The sequence below is a fragment of the Streptomyces sp. NPDC048275 genome (assembly GCF_040652275.1).
Classification (GTDB): Bacteria; Actinomycetota; Actinomycetes; order Streptomycetales; family Streptomycetaceae; genus Streptomyces.
Genome location: NZ_JBEZLR010000009.1, coordinates 57682 through 80266 on the forward strand (window position 1 = coordinate 57682; position 22585 = coordinate 80266).

General features: G+C 69.9%; 18 protein-coding genes and 2 pseudogenes. 16 read left to right on the top strand and 4 right to left on the bottom strand.

Features of this window, described 5'->3' with window-relative positions:
- Window positions 1–199: 199 nt before the first annotated feature.
- Together AB0D57_RS08315 and AB0D57_RS08320 are read left to right on the top strand one after the other, a co-directional pair.
- Window positions 200–1795: an MFS transporter gene (locus AB0D57_RS08315; protein WP_362068687.1), complete on the top strand. Its 1596-nt coding sequence runs from the start codon at window positions 200–202 to the stop codon at window positions 1793–1795.
- A 210-nt stretch (window positions 1796–2005) separates the two neighbouring features.
- Window positions 2006–3196, top strand: a complete 1191-nt coding sequence (locus tag AB0D57_RS08320; protein WP_362068690.1) for an acyl-CoA dehydrogenase family protein — start codon at window positions 2006–2008, stop codon at window positions 3194–3196.
- A 38-nt stretch (window positions 3197–3234) separates the two neighbouring features.
- On the opposite strand, the gene sepF is transcribed toward AB0D57_RS08320, so the two are convergent.
- Complete coding sequence (gene sepF / locus AB0D57_RS08325) at window positions 3235–3675, bottom strand: cell division protein SepF (protein WP_362068693.1); 441 nt, start codon at window positions 3673–3675, stop codon at window positions 3235–3237.
- A 290-nt stretch (window positions 3676–3965) separates the two neighbouring features.
- Between sepF and AB0D57_RS08330 the strand changes: the two are divergent.
- Window positions 3966–4292 (top strand): annotated as a pseudogene (locus AB0D57_RS08330) (hypothetical protein); the annotation flags it as partial.
- Window positions 4293–4341: 49 nt separating this feature from the next.
- Here AB0D57_RS08330 and AB0D57_RS08335 read toward each other — a convergent pair.
- A complete protein-coding gene (locus AB0D57_RS08335) occupies window positions 4342–5298 on the bottom strand; it encodes an ABC transporter substrate-binding protein (protein ID WP_362068696.1) in 957 nt (318 codons plus the stop codon).
- A gap of 410 nt (window positions 5299–5708) precedes the next feature.
- Here AB0D57_RS08335 and AB0D57_RS08340 point away from each other — a divergent pair, with 410 nt between their 5' ends.
- The 9 genes and pseudogenes from AB0D57_RS08340 (at window position 5709) to AB0D57_RS08380 (ending at window position 16081) form a co-directional block, all read left to right on the top strand.
- Window positions 5709–6560 (top strand): amino acid ABC transporter permease, encoded by an 852-nt coding sequence (locus tag AB0D57_RS08340; protein ID WP_362068699.1) that lies wholly within the window; start codon window positions 5709–5711, stop codon window positions 6558–6560.
- Window positions 6557–8323 carry an FAD/NAD(P)-binding protein gene (locus AB0D57_RS08345; RefSeq protein WP_362068702.1) on the top strand — a complete coding sequence of 589 codons (1767 nt, stop codon included), beginning with the start codon at window positions 6557–6559 and terminating at the stop codon, window positions 8321–8323. The genes AB0D57_RS08340 and AB0D57_RS08345 overlap by 4 nt, the downstream gene beginning before the upstream one ends.
- 71 nt (window positions 8324–8394) lie before the next feature.
- Window positions 8395–9179 (top strand): annotated as a pseudogene (locus AB0D57_RS08350) (amino acid ABC transporter ATP-binding protein).
- Window positions 9180–9317: 138 nt separating this feature from the next.
- Window positions 9318–10397, top strand: a complete 1080-nt coding sequence (locus AB0D57_RS08355) for an LLM class flavin-dependent oxidoreductase (protein WP_362068705.1) — start codon at window positions 9318–9320, stop codon at window positions 10395–10397.
- On the top strand, window positions 10394–11701 hold the full coding sequence (locus AB0D57_RS08360) for an NtaA/DmoA family FMN-dependent monooxygenase (RefSeq protein WP_362068708.1): 1308 nt from the start codon (window positions 10394–10396) through the stop codon (window positions 11699–11701). The genes AB0D57_RS08355 and AB0D57_RS08360 overlap by 4 nt, the downstream gene beginning before the upstream one ends.
- Window positions 11702–11705: 4 nt before the next feature.
- Window positions 11706–12497 carry a DUF1684 domain-containing protein gene (locus AB0D57_RS08365; protein WP_362068711.1) on the top strand — a complete coding sequence of 264 codons (792 nt, stop codon included), beginning with the start codon at window positions 11706–11708 and terminating at the stop codon, window positions 12495–12497.
- Window positions 12498–12722: 225 nt separating this feature from the next.
- Entirely contained in the window at window positions 12723–13631 is a 909-nt protein-coding gene (locus AB0D57_RS08370; protein WP_362068714.1) for a S1 family peptidase, read from the top strand.
- A 185-nt stretch (window positions 13632–13816) separates the two neighbouring features.
- On the top strand, window positions 13817–14767 hold the full coding sequence (locus AB0D57_RS08375; protein WP_362068931.1) for a slipin family protein: 951 nt from the start codon (window positions 13817–13819) through the stop codon (window positions 14765–14767).
- Window positions 14768–14998: 231 nt separating this feature from the next.
- Window positions 14999–16081, top strand: a complete 1083-nt coding sequence (locus AB0D57_RS08380; RefSeq protein WP_362068717.1) for a S1 family peptidase — start codon at window positions 14999–15001, stop codon at window positions 16079–16081.
- A gap of 234 nt (window positions 16082–16315) precedes the next feature.
- Here AB0D57_RS08380 and AB0D57_RS08385 read toward each other — a convergent pair whose 3' ends face one another.
- The gene (locus tag AB0D57_RS08385; protein WP_362068720.1) at window positions 16316–17362 is read right to left on the bottom strand and encodes a LacI family DNA-binding transcriptional regulator; all 1047 of its coding nucleotides are present in this window, start codon (window positions 17360–17362) and stop codon (window positions 16316–16318) included.
- 108 nt (window positions 17363–17470) lie between these two features.
- Between AB0D57_RS08385 and AB0D57_RS08390 the strand changes: the two genes are divergently transcribed.
- Genes AB0D57_RS08390 through AB0D57_RS08405 form a run of 4 tightly spaced genes read left to right on the top strand, consistent with a single transcriptional unit; the run spans window position 17471 to window position 21479 of the window.
- Window positions 17471–18649, top strand: coding sequence for a phytanoyl-CoA dioxygenase family protein (locus tag AB0D57_RS08390; RefSeq protein ID WP_362068723.1), 1179 nt, complete (start codon window positions 17471–17473; stop codon window positions 18647–18649).
- Between the two features lie 16 nt (window positions 18650–18665).
- Window positions 18666–19427: an SDR family oxidoreductase gene (locus AB0D57_RS08395; RefSeq protein WP_362068726.1), complete on the top strand. Its 762-nt coding sequence runs from the start codon at window positions 18666–18668 to the stop codon at window positions 19425–19427.
- A gap of 31 nt (window positions 19428–19458) precedes the next feature.
- Window positions 19459–20463 (top strand): Gfo/Idh/MocA family oxidoreductase, encoded by a 1005-nt coding sequence (locus AB0D57_RS08400; protein WP_362068729.1) that lies wholly within the window; start codon window positions 19459–19461, stop codon window positions 20461–20463.
- The gene (locus tag AB0D57_RS08405; RefSeq protein ID WP_362068732.1) at window positions 20460–21479 is read left to right on the top strand and encodes a Gfo/Idh/MocA family oxidoreductase; all 1020 of its coding nucleotides are present in this window, start codon (window positions 20460–20462) and stop codon (window positions 21477–21479) included. Before AB0D57_RS08400 ends, AB0D57_RS08405 begins: the two co-directional genes overlap by 4 nt.
- Before the next feature lie 57 nt (window positions 21480–21536).
- Here the strand turns inward: AB0D57_RS08405 and AB0D57_RS08410 are convergent, their stop codons facing one another.
- Complete coding sequence (locus AB0D57_RS08410; RefSeq protein ID WP_362068735.1) at window positions 21537–22556, bottom strand: Gfo/Idh/MocA family oxidoreductase; 1020 nt, start codon at window positions 22554–22556, stop codon at window positions 21537–21539.
- Between the last annotated feature and the right edge of the window lie 29 nt (window positions 22557–22585).

Below are 22585 nucleotides of genomic sequence, written 5' to 3' on the forward strand. Positions count from 1 at the left end.
CGCCACACGCCCGGCGAGGAGAACGTGAGAGGTCCGCCACCCGTCATCGACGGGAACTCGCGTACGCTGGCCGCTCACTCGCCTTTGTTGCGTGCGCCCGGGACACCGCTCCTCGTCCTTCATCTTCCGGGCCGCAGCCGCAGGGAGTCCCCACCCAGCGGATCCGCCGAACGCGAGGGAACATCTGGGAGGTACGTACATGTCCGGGACGACCACGGCCGCTGCGCGGTGCCGTCGGGAGGCCGGGGCCGGTGCCAACCGCTGGGTCGTCCTCGTCGTCCTCTGCGTCAGTCTCCTGCTGGTCGCCCTCGACGCCACCGTGCTGCATGTCGCGGTGCCCGCCGTCACCGAGGACCTCAAGCCCGGTGCGATGGAGCTGCTCTGGATCGTCGACGTCTACCCGCTCGTCTGCGCCTCGCTGCTGATCCTCTTCGGCACGCTCGGCGACCGGGTCGGCCGCAGACGGGTCCTCCTTCTGGGATACGCGCTTTTCGGCGTCGCTTCGGGGATTGCCGCGCTCGCCGACAACGCCCAGGTCCTGATCGCGGCCCGTGCCCTGCTCGGCGTCGGCGGCGCGATGATCATGCCCGCGACGCTGTCGATCCTGCGCCAGGTCTTTCCCGACCGGCGGGAGCGGGCGCTCGCGATCGGGATCTGGAGCGCGGTCGCCGCGGTCGGCGCGGCCGTGGGGCCCTTGCTGGGCGGGTTCTTGCTGGAGCACTTCTGGTGGGGGTCCGTCTTCTTCATCAACATTCCGCTGATGCTCATCAGCCTGCCGATCGGGCGGCTGCTGCTGCCCGAGTCGCGCGGCGACCGCAATGGTCCCTGGGACGTGGTGGGCGCTCTGATGGCCGCCGCCGGGCTCTTCGGGCTCGTGCTCGGAGTGAAACGGCTCGGTGGCGGCGAAGCGCCGTTCGGTCCGTTGACGCTGGCGCCGCTGCTCGTGGGCGGTGCGCTGATGGCCGGCTTCGTACGGCGGCAGCGGCGGCGCGCGCATCCGCTGGTGGATCTGCGGATGTTCTCGCGGCCCGCGTTCAGTACGTCGGTGGGGTGCATCGTGCTGGCCATGCTCGCCCTCGTCGGGCTCGAGCTGATCGCCGCGCAGTACTTGCAGCTGGTGCTCGGGCTGTCACCGCTGGAGACCGGGCTGCGGCTGCTGCCACTCACCTTCGCGGCGATGGCCGCGGGGCTCGCGGGCGCGCAGATGCTGCGGCGGTTCGGGCCGCGCGCGATGGTCAGCGCCGGGTTCTGCCTCACCGCGGCCGCGGTGGTCGCGCTCACCGCGATGGGCAAGGACGACAACACCTGGCTGCTGCTCTTCGGGTTCCTGCTGCTGGGGTTCGGGCTGGAGACGACGCTCTTCGGGGCGTACGAGTCGATGCTGAGCGAGGCGCCGCCCGCACAGGCGGGTGGGGCCGCGGCGATCGGTGAGACCTCGTACCAACTGGGTGCCGGGATCGGGATCGCGCTCCTGGGAAGTGTGATGAACGCGGCGTACGCGCCGGGGCTGTCGTCCGTTCGAGGGGTTCCGGCGGGCGATTCCGCGGCGGCGGGGCACTCGCTGGGGGAGGCGTACGACGTCGCTGCGCGGCTGGGCGGGGCTCGGGGGGAGGCCCTACGGCATGCGGCTCGGGACTCCTTCGTGCACGGGCTGCATGTGACGTTGCTGGTCAGCGCGGGGTTGTTGCTGTTGGGGGCGGCGATGGCGTTGCGGTTGCCGCGGGTGATGGAGTGTGGGGCGCCTGCCGCTATTCCGGCGCCTCGGGACGTCGCGGAGTCCCGCGTGTCTGTGTAGTTCTCCCACCCGCGCACCGTCCGTTTCGGGTTCGTCGACAAGTGCTCGTCTCCTGCGGGGGTGATGCGCCGTGGGCGGCTACGTGTTCGAATGCCGAGGGCCTGCAACCCGCACCTCCGAGAGGTACTGGACGTGCGGGAGACTGCGTCGTAGCGTCGGCGGCGAAGTTGTGACTAACACCGCTAGTTTTAGCGTGCCGGAGGTTCTGTCATGCCCGCGTCCTCGAAGCTCCCGTCCTTCGACCCCGCCGACCCCCTCGGCATCGACGACCTGCTGGACGCGGAGGACCTGGCGATCAGGGACACCGTGCGGGCCTGGGCCGCGGAGCGTGTGCTGCCGTACGTCGCCGAGTGGTACGAGAAGGGCGAGCTGCCCGGGATCCGGGAGCTGGCGCGGGAGCTGGGCGGGATCGGGGCGCTCGGGATGTCGCTCGAGGGATACGGGTGCGCCGGGGCCAGTGCCGTGCAGTACGGGCTCGCCTGTCTGGAGCTCGAGGCCGCCGACTCCGGGATCCGGTCCCTCGTTTCCGTGCAGGGGTCGCTCGCCATGTACGCGATTCATCGGTTCGGGAGCGAGGAGCAGAAGCGGGAGTGGTTGCCCCGCATGGCCGCCGGTGACGTCATCGGATGCTTCGGGCTGACCGAGCCCGACCACGGATCCGACCCGGGCGCCATGCGGACGTACGCCAAGCGCGACGGCGGGGACTGGGTCCTGAACGGGCGGAAGATGTGGATCACCAACGGGTCGGTGGCCGGGGTCGCCGTCGTGTGGGCGCAGACCGACGACGGGATTCGCGGGTTCGTCGTGCCCACCGACACGGCCGGGTTCTCCGCGCCGGAGATCAAGCACAAGTGGTCGCTGCGGGCCAGCGTCACCAGTGAGCTGATCCTCGATGACGTACGGCTGCCCGCCGCTGCCGTGCTGCCCGAGGTCAGCGGGCTCAAGGGCCCGCTCAGCTGTCTTTCGCACGCTCGGTACGGGATCGTGTGGGGCGCGATGGGCGCCGCGCGGGCCAGTTTCGAGGCCGCTGTCGCGTACGCCAAGACGCGTGAGCAGTTCGGGCGGCCCATCGGCGGCTTCCAGCTCACCCAGGCCAAGCTCGCCGACATGGCGGTCGAACTGCACAAGGGGATTCTGCTCGCCCATCACCTGGGGCGACGTATGGACGCGGGACGGCTCCGTCCCGAGCAGGTCAGTTTCGGCAAGCTCAACAACGTACGGGAGGCGATCGAGATCTGCCGGACCGCCCGTACCATCCTCGGCGCCAACGGGATCTCGCTCGAATACCCGGTGATGCGGCACGCCACGAATCTCGAGTCGGTGCTGACCTACGAAGGCACCGTCGAGATGCATCAGCTCGTGCTGGGCAAGGCGCTCACCGGACTCGACGCCTTCCGGTGAGCCGAGCGCGGAGAGCAGGGCCGGTGAGCGGCCCTGCCTCAGCTCTGGTTGAAGAACCCGCCCGTCTGACGGCCGGCGGCCTCGCCGCTGACGATCTCGGTGTTGGCGGGAGTCAGTAGAAAGACTCGGGTGGCGACCCGCTCGATGGTGCCGCGCAGGCCGAAGGTCAGACCGGCCGCGAAGTCCACCACGCGCTTGGCGTCGGCGGGCTCCATGGCCGTGAGGTTGATGATGACCGGGACGCCGTCCCGGAAGAGCTCGCCGATGCCGCGTGCGTCCCGGAAGCTGTCCGGGGTGACCGTGCCGATCCGGCGGCCTGTCTCTTCCGCCGTCTCGGACGCGACCTTCACACGCGGGTCGGTGACCCAGGCATCGCCCGAGTCCTGTCCCTCGGCGTAGTTGTCGTCGTCGTAGTAACGCTCGTCATCGTTGTCGTCGACGAGGCCAAGCCAGGCACTCGCCTTGCGCACCGATCCCATGGACGCCTCCTCTCACAGCGGTCTTTCTTGCTTTCCGCATCCCCATGGTCGTCCATGATGCGGATGTCGCGCCAAGTGGATAGACGCCGCGCGGGGGTTTCGTGACGGTACTGGTGCACAGCGAATTCGTCGAGAGCCCGCGTGCCCCAAGGGACTTGCTGCGTACAGCTGCTGACTAAGAGTGAAATATGATTCTCGACGGTGTTCGGGTGATGGGTGGGGCGTACGGGTGAACGAGGGGGTCGGTACGATGCCGCGGCTCAACGCCGTACGAGGTACGGGGGAGTGTCGTGTTCGGAATCGTGCGGCCCTGCGGTCATCGCATCGCCTCGGTGAAGGGCTCAAGGCCCAGTGGATGGCGCGTCTGCGCGGGCTGTGCCTCGCGCTCCGCGGGGATCACGGGCGGTTCGCTCGGGTTTTCACCCATGAGGAAGGGCTGCTCGTACCGGTTTTGACTGAGGCTCAGGCCGAGCTCCGGGAGGGCGGCGGCGGACGGCGGGGTCGTGTCCGCGGTTCTGGCCGGGCGCCCCGGAAACGCAGAGCCGCTCGCCGAGGCCGGGCGGCTCGTCGGGCGGCTCGCGCATCTCCTGGACGCCGTGGAGGACAAGGAAAGTGACTGTGGGCTCTGACGGGCCTTGTGTCGGTTCGTTGGCTGCGGGAGAGCCCTCAGTCCTTCAGCTCCGGTGGGGAGATCTGGGACTTCGTGATCGCTGAACCCGTCGTGCCCCACTTCTTCAGGATCTTCGCGTAGGTGCCGTCGGCGATGAGCTTGTTCACCGCGGCCTGGAAGGCCGGCGCAAGCTTGGTGCCCTTCTTGAAGGCGAAGCCGACGTCGAGGCGGTGGTACTCGTTGAGGAACTTGACGCCCTGCTGGTGGGCGACGGCGTAGCGCAGTCCGTTGATCGTGCTCATCACGATGTCGCTGCGGCCCTGTTGCAGCGAGGACCAGATCGCGCCCTGCTCGCTGTACGTCTGCACCTGATACGCCTTCTCGCCGGCGTCGGTGCAGACCTTCTTGTTTTCCTCCAGCGTCGCCTCGAAGGTCGTGCCCGCGCCGGTCGCGACGTTCAGCCCGCACAGCTGCTTCAGATCGGTGATCTTCGACAGCTTGCTGTCCGCGCGGGTGGCGAAGCCCTGGCCGTCATTGATGTAGGTGACGAAGTCGATCACCTTGCGGCGCTCGTCGGTCACGCCGAAGTTGCTGGCCCCGAAGTCGTACTTGCCGCTGTCGAGCGCCGGCAGGATCGCCTCGAAGGAGGCCTGTTCCGTCCTGAGCTCGATGCCGAGCACGTTGCCGACGGCGTTAGTGAAGTCGAGGTCCTGGCCGGTCAGCGTCTTGCCGTCGGACAGGTACGCGGTGCCGGGCGGCGTACCGCCGACACTGACCGCGACGGTGAGGCTCCGCACCCCGGACGGCAGCAGCCCGGCCGCGGCCGCGTCCTTCTTGATGGCGGAGACGACATCCGTGGTGGGGATGCCGTCGTCGCTCTTGGCCGCGGCCTGGGCGGTACCACCGGTGGAGTCGTTCGAGCCGGAGCCGCACGCCGCGAGGAGCAGGGTCACCGACGTGATCAGGGCAAACGGGGCAAAATGCCGATGGTGAGTACGCGTGGTCGTTCGCATGGTGAGCGGTCTCCTGGGCAGCAGAAGGTGAGGAAGCGCGAGGGGAGGGGTGCGCGTGTGAAGGCGTGGGCAACGGCGCCCGAGCGCCGGAAAAACGCAGAAGGCGCCCGTCGGAGAGGGCGCCGGAGGTCAGCTCAACAGGATGCGGACCACACGCGACCGAAGTCGATGTGGGAGCGCGTGACCAGCCACTGCTGCGAATGCATGCGCATAAGTGGAACAGGCATCCGTTTCCCCGTCAACTGGCTTGAGACGTACGGCTCACAGTATGGACAGCCTTGACAGTGAGGGGAAACGGCCCCGTAGTCTCGACGGACGGCCCTGCTGAGGGGCTCGGCCGTACGGCGTCCTCGTGGCGCCCTGTGTGAAGGCACCCGTGTGTTCGACTCGACGCATCACGGAGCCTTTGCATGTCATCCGACACCCTCACCAAGGTCACCGCGGCCGCACCGGAAGACGCCACGCCGCCCCGCATCGTCCCGCGGCGCCGTCTCGGTCAGTGGACGGCCGCCGTCGTCGTCCTCATCCTGCTCGGGTTCGCCGTCAACTCCGTAGCGCGCAATGACGCGTTCCAATGGGGCGTCGTCGCCGACTACTTCACCTCGGCCGCCGTGCTGCGCGGCCTGTGGCTCACCCTCTGGCTGACCGCGGTCGTGATGGCGCTCGGCTTCGCGCTGGGTACGCTGCTCGCCGCGTGCCGACTCTCCGCCAACCCCGTGCTGCGGGCGGTCAGTTGGGGATACGTCTGGCTGTTCCGGTCGATGCCGATCCTGGTGCAGCTGCTGTTCTGGTTCAACATCGGGGTGCTGTACCCGCAGATCCTCGGCGTGAAGACGGTGAACCTGCTCGGCCCGGTCACCGTCGCCATCATCGGCCTCACGCTGCACGAGGCCGCCTACGCGGCCGAGGTGGTGCGCGGCGGCATCCTCGCCGTCGACCGCGGCCAGATCGAGGCCGCGCAGGCGCTGGGCCTGAGCCAGTGGCGCCGCTGGTGGAAGATCGTGCTGCCGCAGGCCATGCGCTCCATCGTGCCGCCCGCCGGGAACATGCTGATCGGCACCCTCAAGGGCACCTCCATCGTCAGCGTCATCGCCGTGCAGGACCTGCTCTACTCCGTGCAGCTCGTGTACCACCGTACCTACCAGGTCATTCCGCTGCTGATGGTGGCCACACTCTGGTACGTCGTCGTCACCTCCGTCCTCAGCGTCGGCCAGTACTACGTCGAGCGGCACTACGCGCGCGGTTCGGAGCGCACCCGATGAGTACCGGACGCCCGTCGCTGGTGATCGTGGGGGCAGGGCCGCGGGGGACCGGTCTCCTGGAGCGGATTGCCGCCAACGCGCCCGAGCTGTACGCCGGTTCAGGTCTCGACATCCATCTCGTCGACCCGTATCCGGTGGGCGCTGGACGCATCTGGCGCGAGGAGCAGTCGCCGCTGCTGTGGATGAACTCGCAGGCCGAGGACGTCACCATGTTCACCGACGAGACGGTGGACATGGCCGGCCCGGTCCGCGAAGGCCCGACGCTGCACGAATGGGCGCAGCTCGACGAGCGTACCTTCGCCGACCGGCAGCGGCAGGGCGCCTACCTGCGCTGGGTGTACGAACGGACGGTGGCCGCCCTGCCGCCGGGCATCACGGTCCGGCACCACGCGCGCCGCGCCCTGCGGGTCGGCGGCCCGCGCGAGGACCGTCAGCGGGTCTGGCTGGAGGGCCGTACGCGACCGCTCCTCGCCGATCTCGTCGTCCTCACGCTCGGCCATCTCGACGCCGAACTCGATGACGAACAGCGCGATGTGGCCGCGTACGCGCGCGAAAACGACCTCGTCCACCTGCCGCCGGACTTCACCGCCGACAGCGACCTGTCCGCCCTCGCGCCCGGCGAACCGGTACTGGTGCGCGGCTTCGGCCTCGCCTTCGTCGACCTGATGGTGCTGCTCACGGAGGGGCGCGGCGGGCGCCATGAGGGGGAGAGGTACCTCCCGTCCGGGCGTGAGCCCGTGCTGTACGTCGGCTCCCGGCGCGGCGTTCCCTACCACTCCAAGATCGACTACGACTGGGTGGGCGAACGGCCGCCACTGCCCCGGTTCTTCGGGCCGGGCGAGGTCGACGGGCTGCTCGCGCGCACGGACGGTTTCGACTTCCGGCGGGACGTGTGGCCGCTGGTCGAGAAGGAGTTGGGGTTCGCGCACTACCACCGATTGTTCGCCGCGCACCCCGAGCGGACCCGGATCGCCTGGACGGACTTCGAGGAGAAGTACGCGGCGGCCGACGGCGGCGCCGAGATCCAGGCCCTGGTGGCGGCCGCCGTGCCCGACCCCGCCGACCGGCTCGACCTCGCCGCGCTGGACCGGCCGCTGGACGGGGTGCGCCACACCTCGTACGAGGAACTCCAGAGCGGACTGCGCGGGTACATCGAGGACGATCTGAGACGACGTCACGATCCTTCACACAGCCCGGACCTGGCCGTCTTCCTCGGACTGCTCTCCGTCTACGGCCAACTGGTCCGGCTCGGCGACATCGGCTCCTGGTGGCACGGCTTCTTCAGCTTTCTCGCGTCGGGGCCGCCCGGACCGCGGCTGCGGCAGATGCTTGCCCTGTCGCGGGCCGGGATCCTGAAGTTCGTGGGCGCGGACATGACGGTCACCGCCGAGGACGGGGTCTTCCGGGCGGGCAGTGCCACCGTGCCCGGCGTGACGATCGAGGCCCGCGCGCTCGTCGAAGCCCGGCTGCCGCACCCCACGGTCGAGCGCACCCGCGACACGCTGCTGCGCGAGCTGTACGCCGAGGGGGCCGCCGGGACCCCGGAAGGGCTGCTGGCCGTCGACCCCGCGGACGGTCGCGTCCTGGACCGCTCCGGCACCCCGCACCCCCGGCGCTTCGCGCTCGGTCCGCACACCGATGCCCGGGGCTCGGGCGCGTTCACCCGGCCCCGTACCGGCGGCCCGGCGTTCCGGCAGAACGACGCGACGGCACGGGCCGCGCTGTCGTTCCTGCGCGCGCTCGCCTGTCGTACGGCCGCGTGACGCCTCTTGCGTCGCAGCCGCGAGCCCAGTTTTCACCGAAACGGTATGAAGGAGTCCCCGCGATGAGCGTCATGGTCGACATCAAGGCCGGGTACAAGAGCTTCGGCGCGCTGGAGGTGCTCAAGGGCGTCGACCTGGAGGTGCGGGCCGGCGAGGTCACGGTCGTCCTGGGGCCCTCCGGCTCCGGCAAATCCACGCTGCTGCGCACCATCAACCACCTGGAGAAGGTGGACCGGGGCCGGATCAGCGTGGACGGCTCGCTGGTCGGCTACCGGCGCTTGGGGGACAAGTTGTACGAACTGCGCGAGCGCGAGATCCTCAAGCAGCGCACCCGGATCGGCTTCGTCTTCCAGAACTTCAACCTGTTCCCGCACCTCACCGTGCTGGACAACATCGTGGAGGCGCCGGTCTCCGCGCTGAAACGCCCGCGCAAGGACACCGTCGAAGCGGCGCGCAGGCTGCTCGACCGGGTCGGGCTCACCGACAAGGCCGACGCCTACCCGAAGCAACTCTCCGGCGGGCAGCAGCTGGGGGTACCCCCAGGCCCTTCAGGCACTGGGGGAGCGTCGCCATCGCCCGAGCGCTCGCCCTGGAGCCGAAGCTGCTGCTCTTCGACGAGCCGACCTCGGCGCTCGACCCCGAGCTGGTCGGTGAAGTCCTCGACGTCATCAAGGACTTGGCCCACCAGGGCACCACGATGATCGTCGTCACGCACGAGATCGGCTTCGCCCGCGAGGTCGCCGACACGGTGGTCTTCATGGACGAAGGGCGCATCGTGGAGCGGGGCGCGCCCGGTGACGTACTGGACCGGCCGCGGCATGAACGCACCCGGGCGTTCCTCTCCAAGGTCCTCTGAGCTTGTCCAAAGTCCTCTGAACTCCCCCCGCTTCCCTCTGAACTCGACCCCGGTCTCCTCTGAGCGTTCCCCCCCAGATTTTCTCCTGAGGTCCCCCCAGAATCTCCTCTGAGCTCCCCCAGAAAGGGTTCACCCCACATGACCGCACCGCACGGCCGGGGGCTGCTGCACCTGGCCGCCGCCCTCGATCAACCGGCGGCCTTCGACGCCGCCTCGTACATCGAGTCGGCACAGCTCGCGGAGCGTGGCGCGCTCGACTTCGTGACGCTCGGCGACACCTTCGCGCGCCCCGGGCCCGACGCGCTCACCGTGCTCGCCCGCATCGCGCCCGCCACCCGCCGGATCGGTCTGGCGCCGACCGTGACCACGACGCACACCGAGCCCTTCCACGTCCAGGCGGCCGTGGCGACCCTCGACTGGGTCAGCCGCGGCCGGGCCGGCTGGCAGCTGGACGTGTCGACGACCGAGGGCGAGGCCCGGCTCTTCGGCCGTCGGCACGCGGCCCCCGCCGACGCGCTGTGGCGGGAGGCCGGCGAGGTCGCCGACGTGGCCGCCCGGCTCTGGGACAGCTGGGAGGACGGCGCCGAGATACGCGATGAGGCGACCGGCCGCTTCATCGACCGGGAGAAGCTGCATTACGTCGACTTCGAGGGCGCCACCTTCTCCGTCAAGGGCCCCTCGATCGTGCCGCGGCCCCCGCAGGGGCACCCGGTCCGGATCGTCGACGCCACCGAGAAACCCGCCCGGCGGACCGCCGCCCGGTATGCCGATGTGGCGCTCGTCCGGGTCGCGGGACCCGCGCAGGCCCGTGCACTCAGGGTCGAACTGCGGGAAGCGGCAAAGGAGTTCGGACGCGACCCCGATGCCCTGTGTGTTCTCGGCGGGCTCACCGTCGATCTCGGCGGCGGCGAGCAGGCGGCCGAGCCCGGTCACGGCGGCGGTGGTCCCCGGCAGACCGCGCAGGGCCCGCTGTACCGGGGCGGCCCTGTCGGCCTGGCCGAGCTGATCGGCGCCTGGCACGAGTCCGAGGCCGTCGACGGCTTCCACCTCACCCCGGTCGAGCCGCGCCGTGACCTGGAGCGGCTCGTGAACGGAACGGTGGCGCTGCTCCAGCACCGCGGTCTGTTCCGCACCTTCTATCCGGGCAGCACGCTCAGGGAGCACCTGCGGCTGGCCCGGCCCGCCAACCGGTACGCCGTGACAGGGGGAACGTCATGACCGTACCGACCGTACGCAAGCGCATGCATCTCGCCGCGCACTTCCCGGGCGTCAACAACACCACCGTCTGGACGGACCCGCGGTCGAAGTCCCAGATCGACTTCTCCTCCTTCGAGCATCTCGCCCGCACCGCCGAGCGCGGGCTGTTCGACTTCTTCTTCCTCGCGGAGGGGCTGCGGCTGCGCGAACACAAGGGCCGCGTCCACGACCTGGACGTCGTCGGACGGCCCGAGTCGCTCACCGTCCTGGGCGCACTCGCCGCCGTCACCGAGCGGATCGGGCTCGCCGCCACGGTCGACGCGACCTTCAACGAGCCGTACGAACTCGCACGCAGGTTCGCGACGTTGGACCACCTCAGCGGCGGCCGGGCAGGCTGGAACGTGGTCACCTCCTGCGACGCCTTCACCGGGGAGAACTTCCGGCGCGGCGGCTTCCTCGACCGGGCCGACCGATACCCGCGCGCCGCCGAATTCGTCGCCACGGCACGGGAGTTGTGGGACTCCTGGACTCCGGACGGGCTGCCCAGGCCGTTCGCGCACCGGGGCCGGCACTTCGACATCGCGGGCGAGTTCACCCTGTCGCGCTCGCCGCAGGGTCACCCCGTCGTCATCCAGGCCGGCGACTCGGGTGAGGGCCGGGAGTTCGCGGCGTCCACGGCGGACGTGATCTTCACCCGGCACGGGACCCTGGAGGCGGGCCGGGAGTTCTACGCCGATGTGAAGGGGCGGCTCGCGAAGTACGGGCGCGAACCCGAGGACCTGAAGATCATGCCCGGGGTGAGCGTCGTGCTCGGCGACACCGCGGCCGAGGCGCAGGAGCGGGCAGCCGGGATCCGCCGGCAGCAGATCTCACCGCAGAACGCGATCCTCGTGCTGGAGCAGATCTGGGGCGTCGACCTCTCCTCGTACGACCCGGACGGGCCCCTTCCCAACATCGACCCGGAGCCGGAGTCGGACCTCGTGCAGGGGCGCGTGCGCATCGCCGATCCCTTCGCGGTCGCCGAAAAGTGGCGGGCCCTGTCCCGTGCCAAGGGGCTGTCCATCCGGCAGACCGTGATCGAGGCGTCCGGGCGGCAGTCCTTCATCGGCACCCCGGAGGCGGTCGCCGCCGAGCTCGACGCATTCGTGGGCACCGGCGCCGCCGACGGTTTCGTCCTCGTCCCCCATCTGACCCCCGGCGGACTCGACGAGTTCGTGGACCGGGTGGTCCCGCTGCTCCAGGAGCGGGGCGCCTTCCGCACGGAATACACGGGGACGACGCTGCGCTCGCACCTCGGGTTGGCGGAGCCCGTATGGAAGGGTTGATCACATGACGACGGACGCATCCTCGGCGGACGAGGACTGGAAGCAGTGGCACGAGCACCGCATCGAGACGGTGTCCGCGCCCTACGGGCCGCTGGCTCTCCTAGGCACGCATTGGCTCGAGGACCATGCGGAGGGGCGACTACCGGACATCCCCGGACGGTGGGTTGTGGGGGAGGAGGGCGTCGTGCTGACGGCCGCCGCCGAAGACGGCCTGAGCGTGGACGGAGAGCCCTTCACCGGCGAGGTCCGGCTGACGGCCGACCTGGGATCGGCGGCGCTGGCCCGGGTGGGACACGGTGAGCGCCGCTTCGTCGTCCTCGTGCGCGAAGGGGTCTGGGGCGTGCGCGACTTCGACCCCGCCGCCGCGGCGCGGGCGGCCTTCAAGGGTATCGAGGCGACGCCGTACGATCCGCGCTGGTCGGTGCCGGGGCATTTCACTCCGTACGGCGAGAGCCGCACCGTACACGTGGAGAACGCCGACGGGCGGACGCGTGGCCTCGGGCTCGGTGGTGTTCTCGCCTTCACGCTGGACGGCGCGGACCTCACCCTCCAGGTGTCGGTCGAGAGCGACGGCTCGCTGTGGGCGGTGCTCGCCGACTCCACCAGCGGGGACAGCAGTTACCGCTTCCGTTTCCTGCGCTCCACGGCTCCCGATGCCGAGGGGCGTACGACGGTGGACTTCAACCGGGCCGTGCTTCCGCCGTGCGCATTCGCCGACCATTTCATCTGCCCGTTCCCGCCTCCCGGGAATACCGTGGCCGTGGCCATTGCCGCGGGGGAGCGCAAGCTGCGCTAGCGGTGTCTGCTGTGGGGGTGTGATCAACTCCCGCTGGTGGTACGCGAGTTGAACGTTGCGCGGCCGAAAGGCGCCCTTGCGCCGGTCGGCCGTGCAGCCGAATACTCCCCCACAGCGCTTGTCAGGGGCACGGCTTGTCCGGAATCCGGACGGGCTGCCCTCGGCTGCGCCTCACGGGCCCCGACCCCACGCGGGCCCCCTACTTCCCCCTGGGAGGAACGAAAAGTGAGGATCAAGCGCACCACCCCCCGCAGCGGTATAGCGAGACGGACCCGGTTGATCGCCGTGACCACCGGACTCGTGGCCGCGGCCGCCGTCACCATCCCCACCGCCAACGCGAGCGACGCACAGACGTTCAGCACGTCCCAGCTGAAGAGCGCCAGCGCCTCGGTGCTCAAGGCGGATGTGCCGGGCACCGCTTGGGCGACCGACGCCAAGACCGGCAAGGTCGTCGTCACCGTCGACAGCACCGTGTCCAAGGCGGAGATCGCGAAGATCAAGCAGGCCGCGGGCAGCAACGCCGGCGCCCTTCAGATCAAGTCCACCCCGGGCAAGTTCAGCAAACTGATCTCCGGCGGCGACGCAATCTATGCGAGTAGCTGGCGCTGCTCCCAGGGCTTCAACGTCCGCAGCGGCTCCACGTACTACTTCCTGACCGCCGGTCACTGCACCGACGGCGCGGGTAACTGGTGGTCCAACTCCGGTCGTACGACGCTGCTCGGCGCCACGTCCGGCTCCAGCTTCCCGACCAACGACTACGGGATCGTCAGGTACTCCACCAGTTACCCCACGAGTTCGATCTCGGGCACTGTCGGCAGCGTCGACATCACCAGCGCCGCCACCCCGTCCGTGGGCACCACGGTCTACCGTCGCGGTTCCACCACCGGCACCCACAGCGGCCGGGTCACCGCGCTCAACGCGACCGTCAACTACGGCAGCGGTGACATCGTCTACGGCATGATCCAGACCACGGTCTGCGCCGAGCCCGGCGACTCCGGCGGCCCGCTGTACTCCAACGGCGGCATCGCCTACGGCCTGACCTCCGGCGGAAGCGGCAACTGCACCTCGGGCGGTACGACCTTCTTCCAGCCGGTGACCGAGGCCCTGAGCGCCTACGGCGTCAGCGTCTTCTGACCGGCACGCAGCGCATCGGTATCCGCACGACCTGACGTGCAGCCAGCAGAAGGCGAGCCCCCGTACGCAACCGGCGTGCGGGGGCTCGCCCTTGTTCGGGTGACGGAGTTACCGTCGAAGTACACGCGTATGCGCTGTACGCGCTGTACACGCCTGATGTACCACTTCGGACCCTGGGGGCCGTGATGGTCGAGGAGCTGGTGGCGGCGGGAGTCTCCGTCGCGTCCGTGGGGCTGGTCTATGTGATGGCCGGGGCCCGTGTCGTCAAACAGTACGAACGCGGTGTGGTGTTGCGCCTGGGCAGGCTGCGTTCGGAGGTGCGTGGTCCCGGGTTCACCATGGTGGTGCCCTTCGTCGACCGGCTGCGCAAGGTCAACATGCAGATCGTGACGATGCCGGTGCCCGGGCAGGAGGGCATCACCCGGGACAACGTGACGGTGCGGGTGGACGCGGTCGTCTACTTCAAGGTGGTGGACGCGGCCGACGCGGTCATCCAGGTCGAGGACTACCGTTTCGCGGTTTCCCAGATGGCGCAGACCTCGCTGCGGTCGATCATCGGCAAGAGCGACCTCGACGATCTGCTCTCCAACCGCGAGAAGCTCAACCAGGGGCTCGAGTTGATGATCGACAGCCCGGCCATGGGCTGGGGTGTGCAGATCGACCGTGTGGAGATCAAGGACGTGTCGCTGCCGGAGACGATGAAACGGTCGATGGCCCGACAGGCGGAGGCCGACCGTGAGCGGCGGGCGCGGGTCATCAACGCCGACGCGGAGCTCCAGGCGTCGAAGAAGCTGGCGGAGGCCGCCGGGGTGATGTCCGATCAGCCCGCCGTGCTCCAACTGAGGCTGCTGCAGACGGTGGTGGCGGTCGCGGCGGAGAAGAACTCGACGCTTGTGCTGCCCTTCCCGGTGGAGCTGCTGCGGTTCCTGGAGCGGGCGCAGCAGCCGGTCGCGCAGGCGGCGCCCGTGCAGGCGACGGCCGGTCAGGCGACGGCCGGTCAGCGGGCGCCCGAGGAAGCGGCGACCGTGCCTCAGTGGTCGGTGGAAGGTGCTCAGCAACCGGTGCAGGAGCAACTGCCGCCCCTCGTGCCCCCGTCGGACCCGGACCCCGAAGGGTCGAGATTCGGACAGGACTAGACCTCGCAGACCGCACAGCGGTCACTCGCGCTCAGTATTTGCACTGCGAACCCACGTGGTGTGACCACGCACGGTCAACGCACCGGGGGCGTACGCCCCTTGGCGCACGCGCGTCCTGAAGTCGACCTTGTATGTCCCCTGTGAGCCTCGGAATAGTGGGCGCCCAACGTATCTTCCGGTCCCGGGGGTCCCCACAACCTCCCCGACCGGCCCCCCACAGGAGGACGTGAGTTGAAGCACCGACGCATACCCAAGCGGCGTGCAGCCGTTGCGGGCGCAGGTATCGCCGCCCTGGTCGCCGCGGGAGTGACCTTCCAGACTGCGAACGCGAGCGAGAGCGCGAAGACCGCGGCGCCCCACACTCTCTCGATCACGGCGGCCGGAAAGCTCGCCTTGACGCTCGGCGTGGACCTGGGCGCCGACGCGGCGGGAACGTATTACGACGCGAAGGCCGAGCACCTCGTCGTCAACGTGCTCGGCGAGGACGCGGCGCACACCGTCGAGGCGGCCGGCGCCAAGGCCAGAATCGTCGAGAATTCCCTCGCCGAGCTGACGAACGCCCGTACGACGCTCAAGAAGGACGCGACCATACCCGGCACGTCCTGGGCGACCGACCCGGCGACCAACAGAGTCGTCGTCACCGCGGACCGTACGGTCAAGGGTCCGGCCCTCATGAAGCTGACCGAGGTCGTGGACGCCCTCGGTGGCAAGGCCGAACTCAAGCAGACGAAGGGGGAGTTCAAGCCCTTCGTCGCGGGCGGTGACGCGATCACCGGTTCCGGCGGGCGCTGCTCGCTCGGCTTCAACGTGGTCAAGGACGGTCAGCCGTACTTCATCACCGCCGGGCACTGCACCGAGGAGATCTCCACCTGGTCGGACGCCGACGGCACCGAGATCGGCACGAACGAGCAGTCCAGCTTCCCCGGCGACGACTTCGGCCTGGTCAAGTACACCTCGGACGTCGCCCACCCGAGCGAGGTCAACCTCTACAACGGCTCCACGCAGGCCATCACCCGGGCGGGCGACGCGACCGTCGGGCAGTCGGTGACCCGCAGCGGTTCGACGACCCAGGTGCACAGCGGCACGGTCACCGGCCTGGACGCCACGGTGAACTACGGCAACGGTGACATCGTCGACGGACTCATCCAGACCGACGTCTGCGCCGAGCCCGGCGACAGCGGCGGCTCGCTCTTCTCGGGCTCCACCGCCATCGGCCTCACCTCCGGCGGCAGCGGCGACTGCACCTCGGGCGGTGAGACCTTCTTCCAGCCGGTCACCGAGGCGCTCTCGGTGACCGGCGCCGGGATCGGCTGACGGAGGCCGCCCGCCGTCGGAGAGCGGCGGGCTGGCGGGGCGGCGCGAACACCGTGCCCCCCGCCTGGCCGGCCTCCACCGCGATCCGGGCCGAACGGGCGCAGCGCGCGCTCGACCCGGGACGACGGGAACGTGTCAGGAAGCGACCAATGCCGATGACGCGAGGGCCCCACGGTCCGTCTGCGCAGCTCACAGGTCCGCCACAGCGGCCTGCCATACCGGACACAGCGGGTTTCAGTCGACGACCGGCACGGACGGAGCACCTGGTGGCAGGTTGAACGGCGTGACCACCTGGATCGCCGAGGGCCCCGAGGGGCCGTCGTCGGGGAGTGCCTTGTGGGCGCGCATGATGATCTGGCAGGCGCGGCGCATGTCCTGGCGCAGGTCGTGGTGGAGGACTGCGGACAGGCGGCGCTCGCGCAGCAGGCGGGTGTTGTCGTGGTCGAGGTCGTGGGCGATGAACACCGCGCACTCCCGCCCGAGTGCGTCGAAGGCGTCGAGGGTGGCGAGGTTGCCCCCGCCCGCGGAGTAGACGGCGATGATGTCCTCGTCCCGCTTGAGCGCCTTCAGGACGAGATCGTGCTGGGTGGCGTCGAGGCCGTCGCTGTCGGTGACCTCCACCAGGGATCGTCCGGGGTCGGCGAGGCGCATCGCGCTGCGGAAGCCCATCTCGCGTTCCTCCTCGCCTCGGAAGGAGCCCCGGCTGATGGTGGTGAGCACGTTGCCGGGCCGCTTGCCCAGCCACTGTCCGAGGAGGTAGGCGGCGGTGGCGCCGGCCGCGCGGTTGTCGATGCCGACGTACGCCAGGCGTGCGCTGTGGGGCAGGTCGGTCACCAGGGTGACGACGGGGATGCCGGCCGAGACCAGCCGGCCGACCGCGGCTGCGATCTCGGGCTCGTCGGGGGCCTTGAGGATCACGCCCTGCGTGCCACGCTTCGCGATCTTGTCCAGGGTTCCGATCAGCTCCTCGGGAGGGCAGGCCTCCCGGAAGTGGAAGCGCGAGCGCACGTGAGCGGGATGCAGGGACGGCAGTTCGGCTTCGAGTGCGTTCCGTACGGCGGTGGAGAACCGCTCCGGCGTCTGCATCACGATGTCGATCATGAAGGTGCGGCCCCCGAGCCGGACCTGGCTCTGCTGGCGGTCCAGGTCCTTGATGGCTTCGTGCACCTCCCTGACGGTGCTCTCCGTCACGTTGCCCCGCTCATTGAGGACGCGGTCGACCGTGGCCGTACTCAGTCCGGCCTGCCGGGCGATTTCCCTGATCGGGTAGCGGTGTCGCATGACTGATCCCAAAAGCCGATGATGGATTTTTGATGCACTGATAAGCATTGAATGATGGGTTCGGGTTCTCAAGACTGGCAGAAATACACGGACTGCGAAAGGACCCGGATGTCACCCCTAGCCGCGGGAGCGCGGACTTGGTTGACCGAGGCGGACTGCGATCTCGACGCGTTCCGCTCACTCGTGGAGCAGCGCACCGACCCCGCCGACCACCCCTCGGCCGAGCGGGTCGAACAGAACGTCCCGCTCTACGACAGCGATCGGCTCCGCTCGCTGGTGACCTCCCCGGAGGGCCGTCGGAGCGTGCAGGACGAGTTGGTCCGGGCTCTGCTTGACGGGCCCGGCATCGTGGTCCTCAAGGGCGCCTTCACCGACGCGGCCGTCGTGGACGCGGCGTCCGAGGCCTTCCGCGCACTGATCGAGGAGGAGCGCGCGAGCGGCGCGGCCCGCGGCGACCACTTCGCCAAGCCCGGCGCGAACGACCGCGTCTGGAACGCCCTGGACAAGGTGGCTGTACGGGCGCCGGAGGCGTTCGCCGACTACTACGCCAACGACATCCTGGAGCTGCTCGCCGAGGCCTGGCTCGGCCCCGCCTACCAGGTCACCTCACAGGTCAACGTGGTCAATCCGGGCGGCGCGGCGCAGAACGTCCACCGCGACTACCACCTTGGCTTCCTCTCCCAGGAGCGCGCCGCCGCCTACCCGGCGCACGTCCACCGCCTCTCGCCGGTGCTCACCCTGCAGGGCGCGGTGGCCCACTGCGACATGCCCGTCGAGTCCGGCCCGACGCTGTACCTGCCGCACTCGCAGAAGTTCGAGCCGGGTTATCTCGCGTGGCGACTGCCGCGGTTCGTCGAGTACTTCGACGCCCACCGCGTCCAGCTCCCGCTGGAGAAGGGCGACGCGGTTTTCTTCAACCCGGCGCTCTTCCACGCCGCCGGGCACAACCGTTCGGCCGACATCAGGCGCATGGCCAATCTGTTGCAGGTCTCCTCCGCCTTCGGCCGGGCCATGGAGACGGTGGACCGCGAGGCGATGGCGAACGCACTGTTCCCGGTGCTGCTGCGCCGCAAGTCCGAGGGCGCCTCGGAGGACTGGCTGCGCCGCGTGATCGCGGCCACCGCCGAGGGCTACCCCTTCCCCACCGACCTCGACCTCGACCCGCCGGTCGACGGTCTCGCCCCGCGATCCCAGGCGGACATCGTCTGGCAGGCCGTCGCCGAGGGCTGGGACCCCGAGCTACTGCGCCAGGAACTGCAGGCGGCCGCCAAGCGCCGCCAGAGCTGAAAAGGACACAGCACTCATGGGACTTCTTGAGGACAAAGTCGTCCTCGTCAACGGCGGCAGCCAGGGCGTCGGCGCGGGCATCGTGCGGGCGGCCGTACGGGAAGGCGCGACCGTCGTCTTCACCGGCCGTCGGGCGGAGGTCGGCGAGAAGCTCGCCGCGGACACGGGCGCGCGCTTCGTGCGGGCGGATCTCTCCGATCCGGCGCAGGCGCGCGACAGCGCCGTACAGGCCGTCGACGCTCACGGGCGCATCGACTGTCTCGTCAACGCGGCGGGGCTGACGACGCGTGGCTCGCTGTTGGACACCACGCCGGAACTGTTCGACCAGCACATGGCGATCAATCTGCGCGCGCCGTTCTTCGCGATGCAGGCGGCGGTGGCCGACATGACGGCCCGCAAGGCGCCGGGCACCATCGTCAACATCGGCTCCAACTGCGCCCACGGCGGGCCGCCCCACCTGGCCCCGTACTCCGCGGCCAAGGCCGGTCTGGCGGGCCTGACCCGCAACGCCGCGCACGCGCACCGCTGGGACCGGATCCGGATCAACACCCTCAACATCGGCTGGACGGACACCGAGGGCGAGGACGCCACACAGCGCGCCTTCCACGACGCGGGCGACGACTGGCGGGAGAGGGCCGCCCGGTCGCAGCCCATGGGCAAGCTCGGGCAGGTCGACGAGATCGCCGACTTCGTCGTCTTCCTGCTCTCCGACCGCAGCGGTGTGGTGACCGGCTCGGTCATCGACTGGGACCAGAACGTCTTCGGCGGCCAGGACTGAACCGCCCTCGGGCAGAAGGAGCACGATTCTCATGCGTATAGGCATCATGGGACTGGGCCGCATCGGCGCCTTCCACATGGAGACCCTCGCCGGCCTTGCCGCGGTGGACTCCCTGGTGGTCACCGACCCGGTGGCCGCGGCCGTCGCCACGGCCACCGAACGCTTCGGGGCCACTGCCGCCGACTCCCCCGAGGCCCTGCTGGCCGCCGGAGTCGACGGCGTCGTGATCGCCGCCGCGACCGACGCTCACCCCCAGCTCATCCTCGCCGCCGTGAAGGCGGGCATCCCGGTCTTCTGCGAGAAGCCCGTGGCACGCGGGGTCGAGGAGAGCCTGGAGGTGCTGCGTGCGGTGGAGGGCAGCGGCGTCGAGGTGCACATCGGCTACAACAGGCGTTTCGACGCGGGCTGTGTGGCCGCGCGCCGGGCGGTGGTGAGCGGTGAGCTCGGCGAGCTGCACACCGTACGGTCCACCACTCTCGACCCCGCCCCGCCGCCGCCCGCCTACGTGGCTGTCTCCGGCGGCATCTTCCGCGACTGCAGCGTGCACGACTTCGACATCGTGCGCTGGGTGACCGGCCGCGAGGTGGTCGAGGTGTACGCGACCGGCGGCAACCGGGGCGCGGAGTACATCCGTGAGGCGGGTGATGTCGACACGGCGTCCGCCCTGCTCACCCTCGACGACGGCGCCATCGCCGTCATCTCCAACTCCCGCCACAACGCCCGCGGTTACGACGTGCGGCTGGAGTTGCACGGCATGAAGGACAGCATCGCGGTCGGCCTGGAGGACAAGCTGCCGCTGCGCTCCGTCGAGCCGGGTGTCACCTTCCCGGCGGGCACCCCGCACGACTTCTTCATGGACCGCTTCGCCGCCGCCTACCGCGCCGAACTCACGGCGTTCACCGAAGTCGTCGCCGGCACCCGTACCTCCCCCTGCACGGTCGCGGACGCCATCGAGGCGAGCTGGATCGCCGAAGCGTGCACCCTCTCGCTCCATGAGCACCGGCCCGTACGACTCGACGAGGTGCGCAAGGGATGACGGACGAGCCACTGCGGATCGGCGTCCTGGGCGCGGCCCGGATCGCCGAGCTGTCGATCGTCGGGCCGGCCCGTGCGACCGGTCACCGCCTCGTCGCGGTGGCCGCCCGCGCCCGCGACCGGGCCGAGGCCTTCGCCGCCACGCACGGCGTGGAACGTGTGGTCGGCTCCTATGCCGACCTTGTCGCCGACCCGGAGATCGAGGTCGTCTACAACCCGTTGGCCAACAGCCTGCACGGGCCGTGGAACCTGGCCGCCCTCCAGGCCGGCAAGCACGTCCTCACCGAGAAGCCGTCCGCGAGCAACGCGGCGGAGGCGGCCGAGGTCCACGAGGCCGTCGCCAAGGCGGGCACGGTGTTCATGGAGGGCTTCCACTACCTGTTCCACCCGGTCACCCGGCGCCTGCACGAGCTGCTGGACAGCGGGGAGTTGGGCGAGCTCCGGCACGTGGAGACCATGGTCGCCATGCCCGCGCCGCCGGACAGCGACGTACGGTGGTCGCTTCCGCTGGCGGGCGGCGCGCTGATGGACCTCGGGTGCTACAGCCTGCACGCGCAGCGCATGCTCGCGCCCTGGGCAGGTGGGGCGCCCCGGCTGGCCGCCGCACGCGGCGGTGAGAAGGCTCAGGCCTCGGGAGTCGACGAGTGGCTGGACGCCGATCTGGAGTTCCCGGGCGGCGCCACGGGCAGCGCCCGCTGTCACATGGCTCACGACACCTGGCAGATGAGTTGCCGCGTCGTGGGCTCGCGCGGCGAAGCCACGGTGGTGAACTTCGTACAGCCCCATCTGGACGACCGGGTCGTCGTGCGTACGGCCGCCGGTGAGCGCACCGAGGAACTCGGGCGCCGGTCCTCGTACACCTACCAACTCGAGGCCTTCGCCGCCCACCTGCGACACGGTGCACCGCTGGTGCTCGACGCCGACGACGCGCTGACCACCATGCGGCTCATCGACGGCTGCTACCGGGCGGCCGGGTTCCCGGTCCGGCCACGGACGGTCCTTCCGGCCGTCGGCTGAGAGGCAACGGAAGAGGGCGGTACCCGTCGGGTACCGCCCTCAACTGCTGTGTACCGCCTACTGGTAGAAAGCGGGTCGCTCGATCAGCTCGACCTCGACGCGTCGCCCCTCCCGCTGGGAGAGCACTCCCGCCTCGCACACGGCCGCCGCCGCGTAGCCGTCCCAGACGCTGGGGCCGGTGATCCCCCCGCGTCGGGTGGCGTCCACCCAGCCCTGGACCTCACGGTCGTAGGCGTCCTCGAACCGCTCGACGTAGTCCGGTGTGATGCGTCCGCCCCAGTGGCCGGCGGCGCTCAGCCGTGGCCCGTGCTCGTCACCGATGCGCACGGTGCCCCGCTCGCAGACCGCTTCGGCGTGCACCTGGTAGCCGTAGCCGCAGTGGCCGAAGATCTCGACGTCGACCAGGGCACCCGACTCGGTTTCGAAGAGTATGAATTGAGGGTCGTTCATACCCTCCGGAGCATGCGACGTCGGGGCCGGCTTGTACACGGTGACCGCTGTGATCTCCTGATCGAGGAGCCAGCGTGTCACGTCCATCTCATGGACCACCGAGTCGTTGATGAGCATCTCGTTGGTGAACCACGGCGGCATGGACAGGTTCCGGTGCCGATGGTGCAGCATCAGTGCCCGGCCCAGCTCCCCGCTGTCGAGGAGCTGCTTCAGCTTCATGTATTCGGTGTCGTACCGCCGCATGAAGCCCACTTGGACACGCTGGTGCCCGAGCCGCTGCTCCGCCTCCAGGACGCGCAGGGCGGAGGCCGCGTCGGGGGTGAGCGGCTTCTCGCACAGCACCGGCAGGTCACGGCCGAGGGCTTCGAGCAGGGCCGCCTCGTGGGCGGGCCCCGGGGAAGCGATGAGGACGGCGTCCACGTCCTGAGCTGCCATGGCCGCCGCGGGTTCGGTGTACGCCGTGCAGCCCTCGATGGCGTCCGCGAGTGTCTTGGCGCGCTCCGCCTCGATGTCGACGACGGCTGTCACGCGTGCCCCGCTGACGACGTCGTGGAGTCTGCGCACATGGTCCGCGCCCATCTTGCCGGTGCCGACGACGGCGACACCCAGTGTTCGCTGAGGTGGCATGTTCGTGATGTCTCCGGTGCTGGTGAGGG

Excerpts from the sequence above, each read along its gene's own strand:
- AB0D57_RS08315 (WP_362068687.1), top strand. The coding sequence starts at position 200 with ATGTCCGGGACGACCACGGCCGCTGCGCGGTGCCGTCGGGAGGCCGGG.
- AB0D57_RS08320 (WP_362068690.1), top strand. The coding sequence starts at position 2,006 with ATGCCCGCGTCCTCGAAGCTCCCGTCCTTCGACCCCGCCGACCCCCTC.
- sepF (WP_362068693.1), bottom strand. The coding sequence starts at position 3,675 with ATGGGATCGGTGCGCAAGGCGAGTGCCTGGCTTGGCCTCGTCGACGAC.
- AB0D57_RS08335 (WP_362068696.1), bottom strand. The coding sequence starts at position 5,298 with ATGCGAACGACCACGCGTACTCACCATCGGCATTTTGCCCCGTTTGCC.
- AB0D57_RS08340 (WP_362068699.1), top strand. The coding sequence starts at position 5,709 with ATGTCATCCGACACCCTCACCAAGGTCACCGCGGCCGCACCGGAAGAC.
- AB0D57_RS08345 (WP_362068702.1), top strand. The coding sequence starts at position 6,557 with ATGAGTACCGGACGCCCGTCGCTGGTGATCGTGGGGGCAGGGCCGCGG.
- AB0D57_RS08355 (WP_362068705.1), top strand. The coding sequence starts at position 9,318 with ATGACCGCACCGCACGGCCGGGGGCTGCTGCACCTGGCCGCCGCCCTC.
- AB0D57_RS08360 (WP_362068708.1), top strand. The coding sequence starts at position 10,394 with ATGACCGTACCGACCGTACGCAAGCGCATGCATCTCGCCGCGCACTTC.
- AB0D57_RS08365 (WP_362068711.1), top strand. The coding sequence starts at position 11,706 with ATGACGACGGACGCATCCTCGGCGGACGAGGACTGGAAGCAGTGGCAC.
- AB0D57_RS08375 (WP_362068931.1), top strand. The coding sequence starts at position 13,817 with ATGGTCGAGGAGCTGGTGGCGGCGGGAGTCTCCGTCGCGTCCGTGGGG.
- AB0D57_RS08385 (WP_362068720.1), bottom strand. The coding sequence starts at position 17,362 with ATGCGACACCGCTACCCGATCAGGGAAATCGCCCGGCAGGCCGGACTG.
- AB0D57_RS08390 (WP_362068723.1), top strand. The coding sequence starts at position 17,471 with ATGTCACCCCTAGCCGCGGGAGCGCGGACTTGGTTGACCGAGGCGGAC.
- AB0D57_RS08395 (WP_362068726.1), top strand. The coding sequence starts at position 18,666 with ATGGGACTTCTTGAGGACAAAGTCGTCCTCGTCAACGGCGGCAGCCAG.
- AB0D57_RS08400 (WP_362068729.1), top strand. The coding sequence starts at position 19,459 with ATGCGTATAGGCATCATGGGACTGGGCCGCATCGGCGCCTTCCACATG.
- AB0D57_RS08405 (WP_362068732.1), top strand. The coding sequence starts at position 20,460 with ATGACGGACGAGCCACTGCGGATCGGCGTCCTGGGCGCGGCCCGGATC.
- AB0D57_RS08410 (WP_362068735.1), bottom strand. The coding sequence starts at position 22,556 with ATGCCACCTCAGCGAACACTGGGTGTCGCCGTCGTCGGCACCGGCAAG.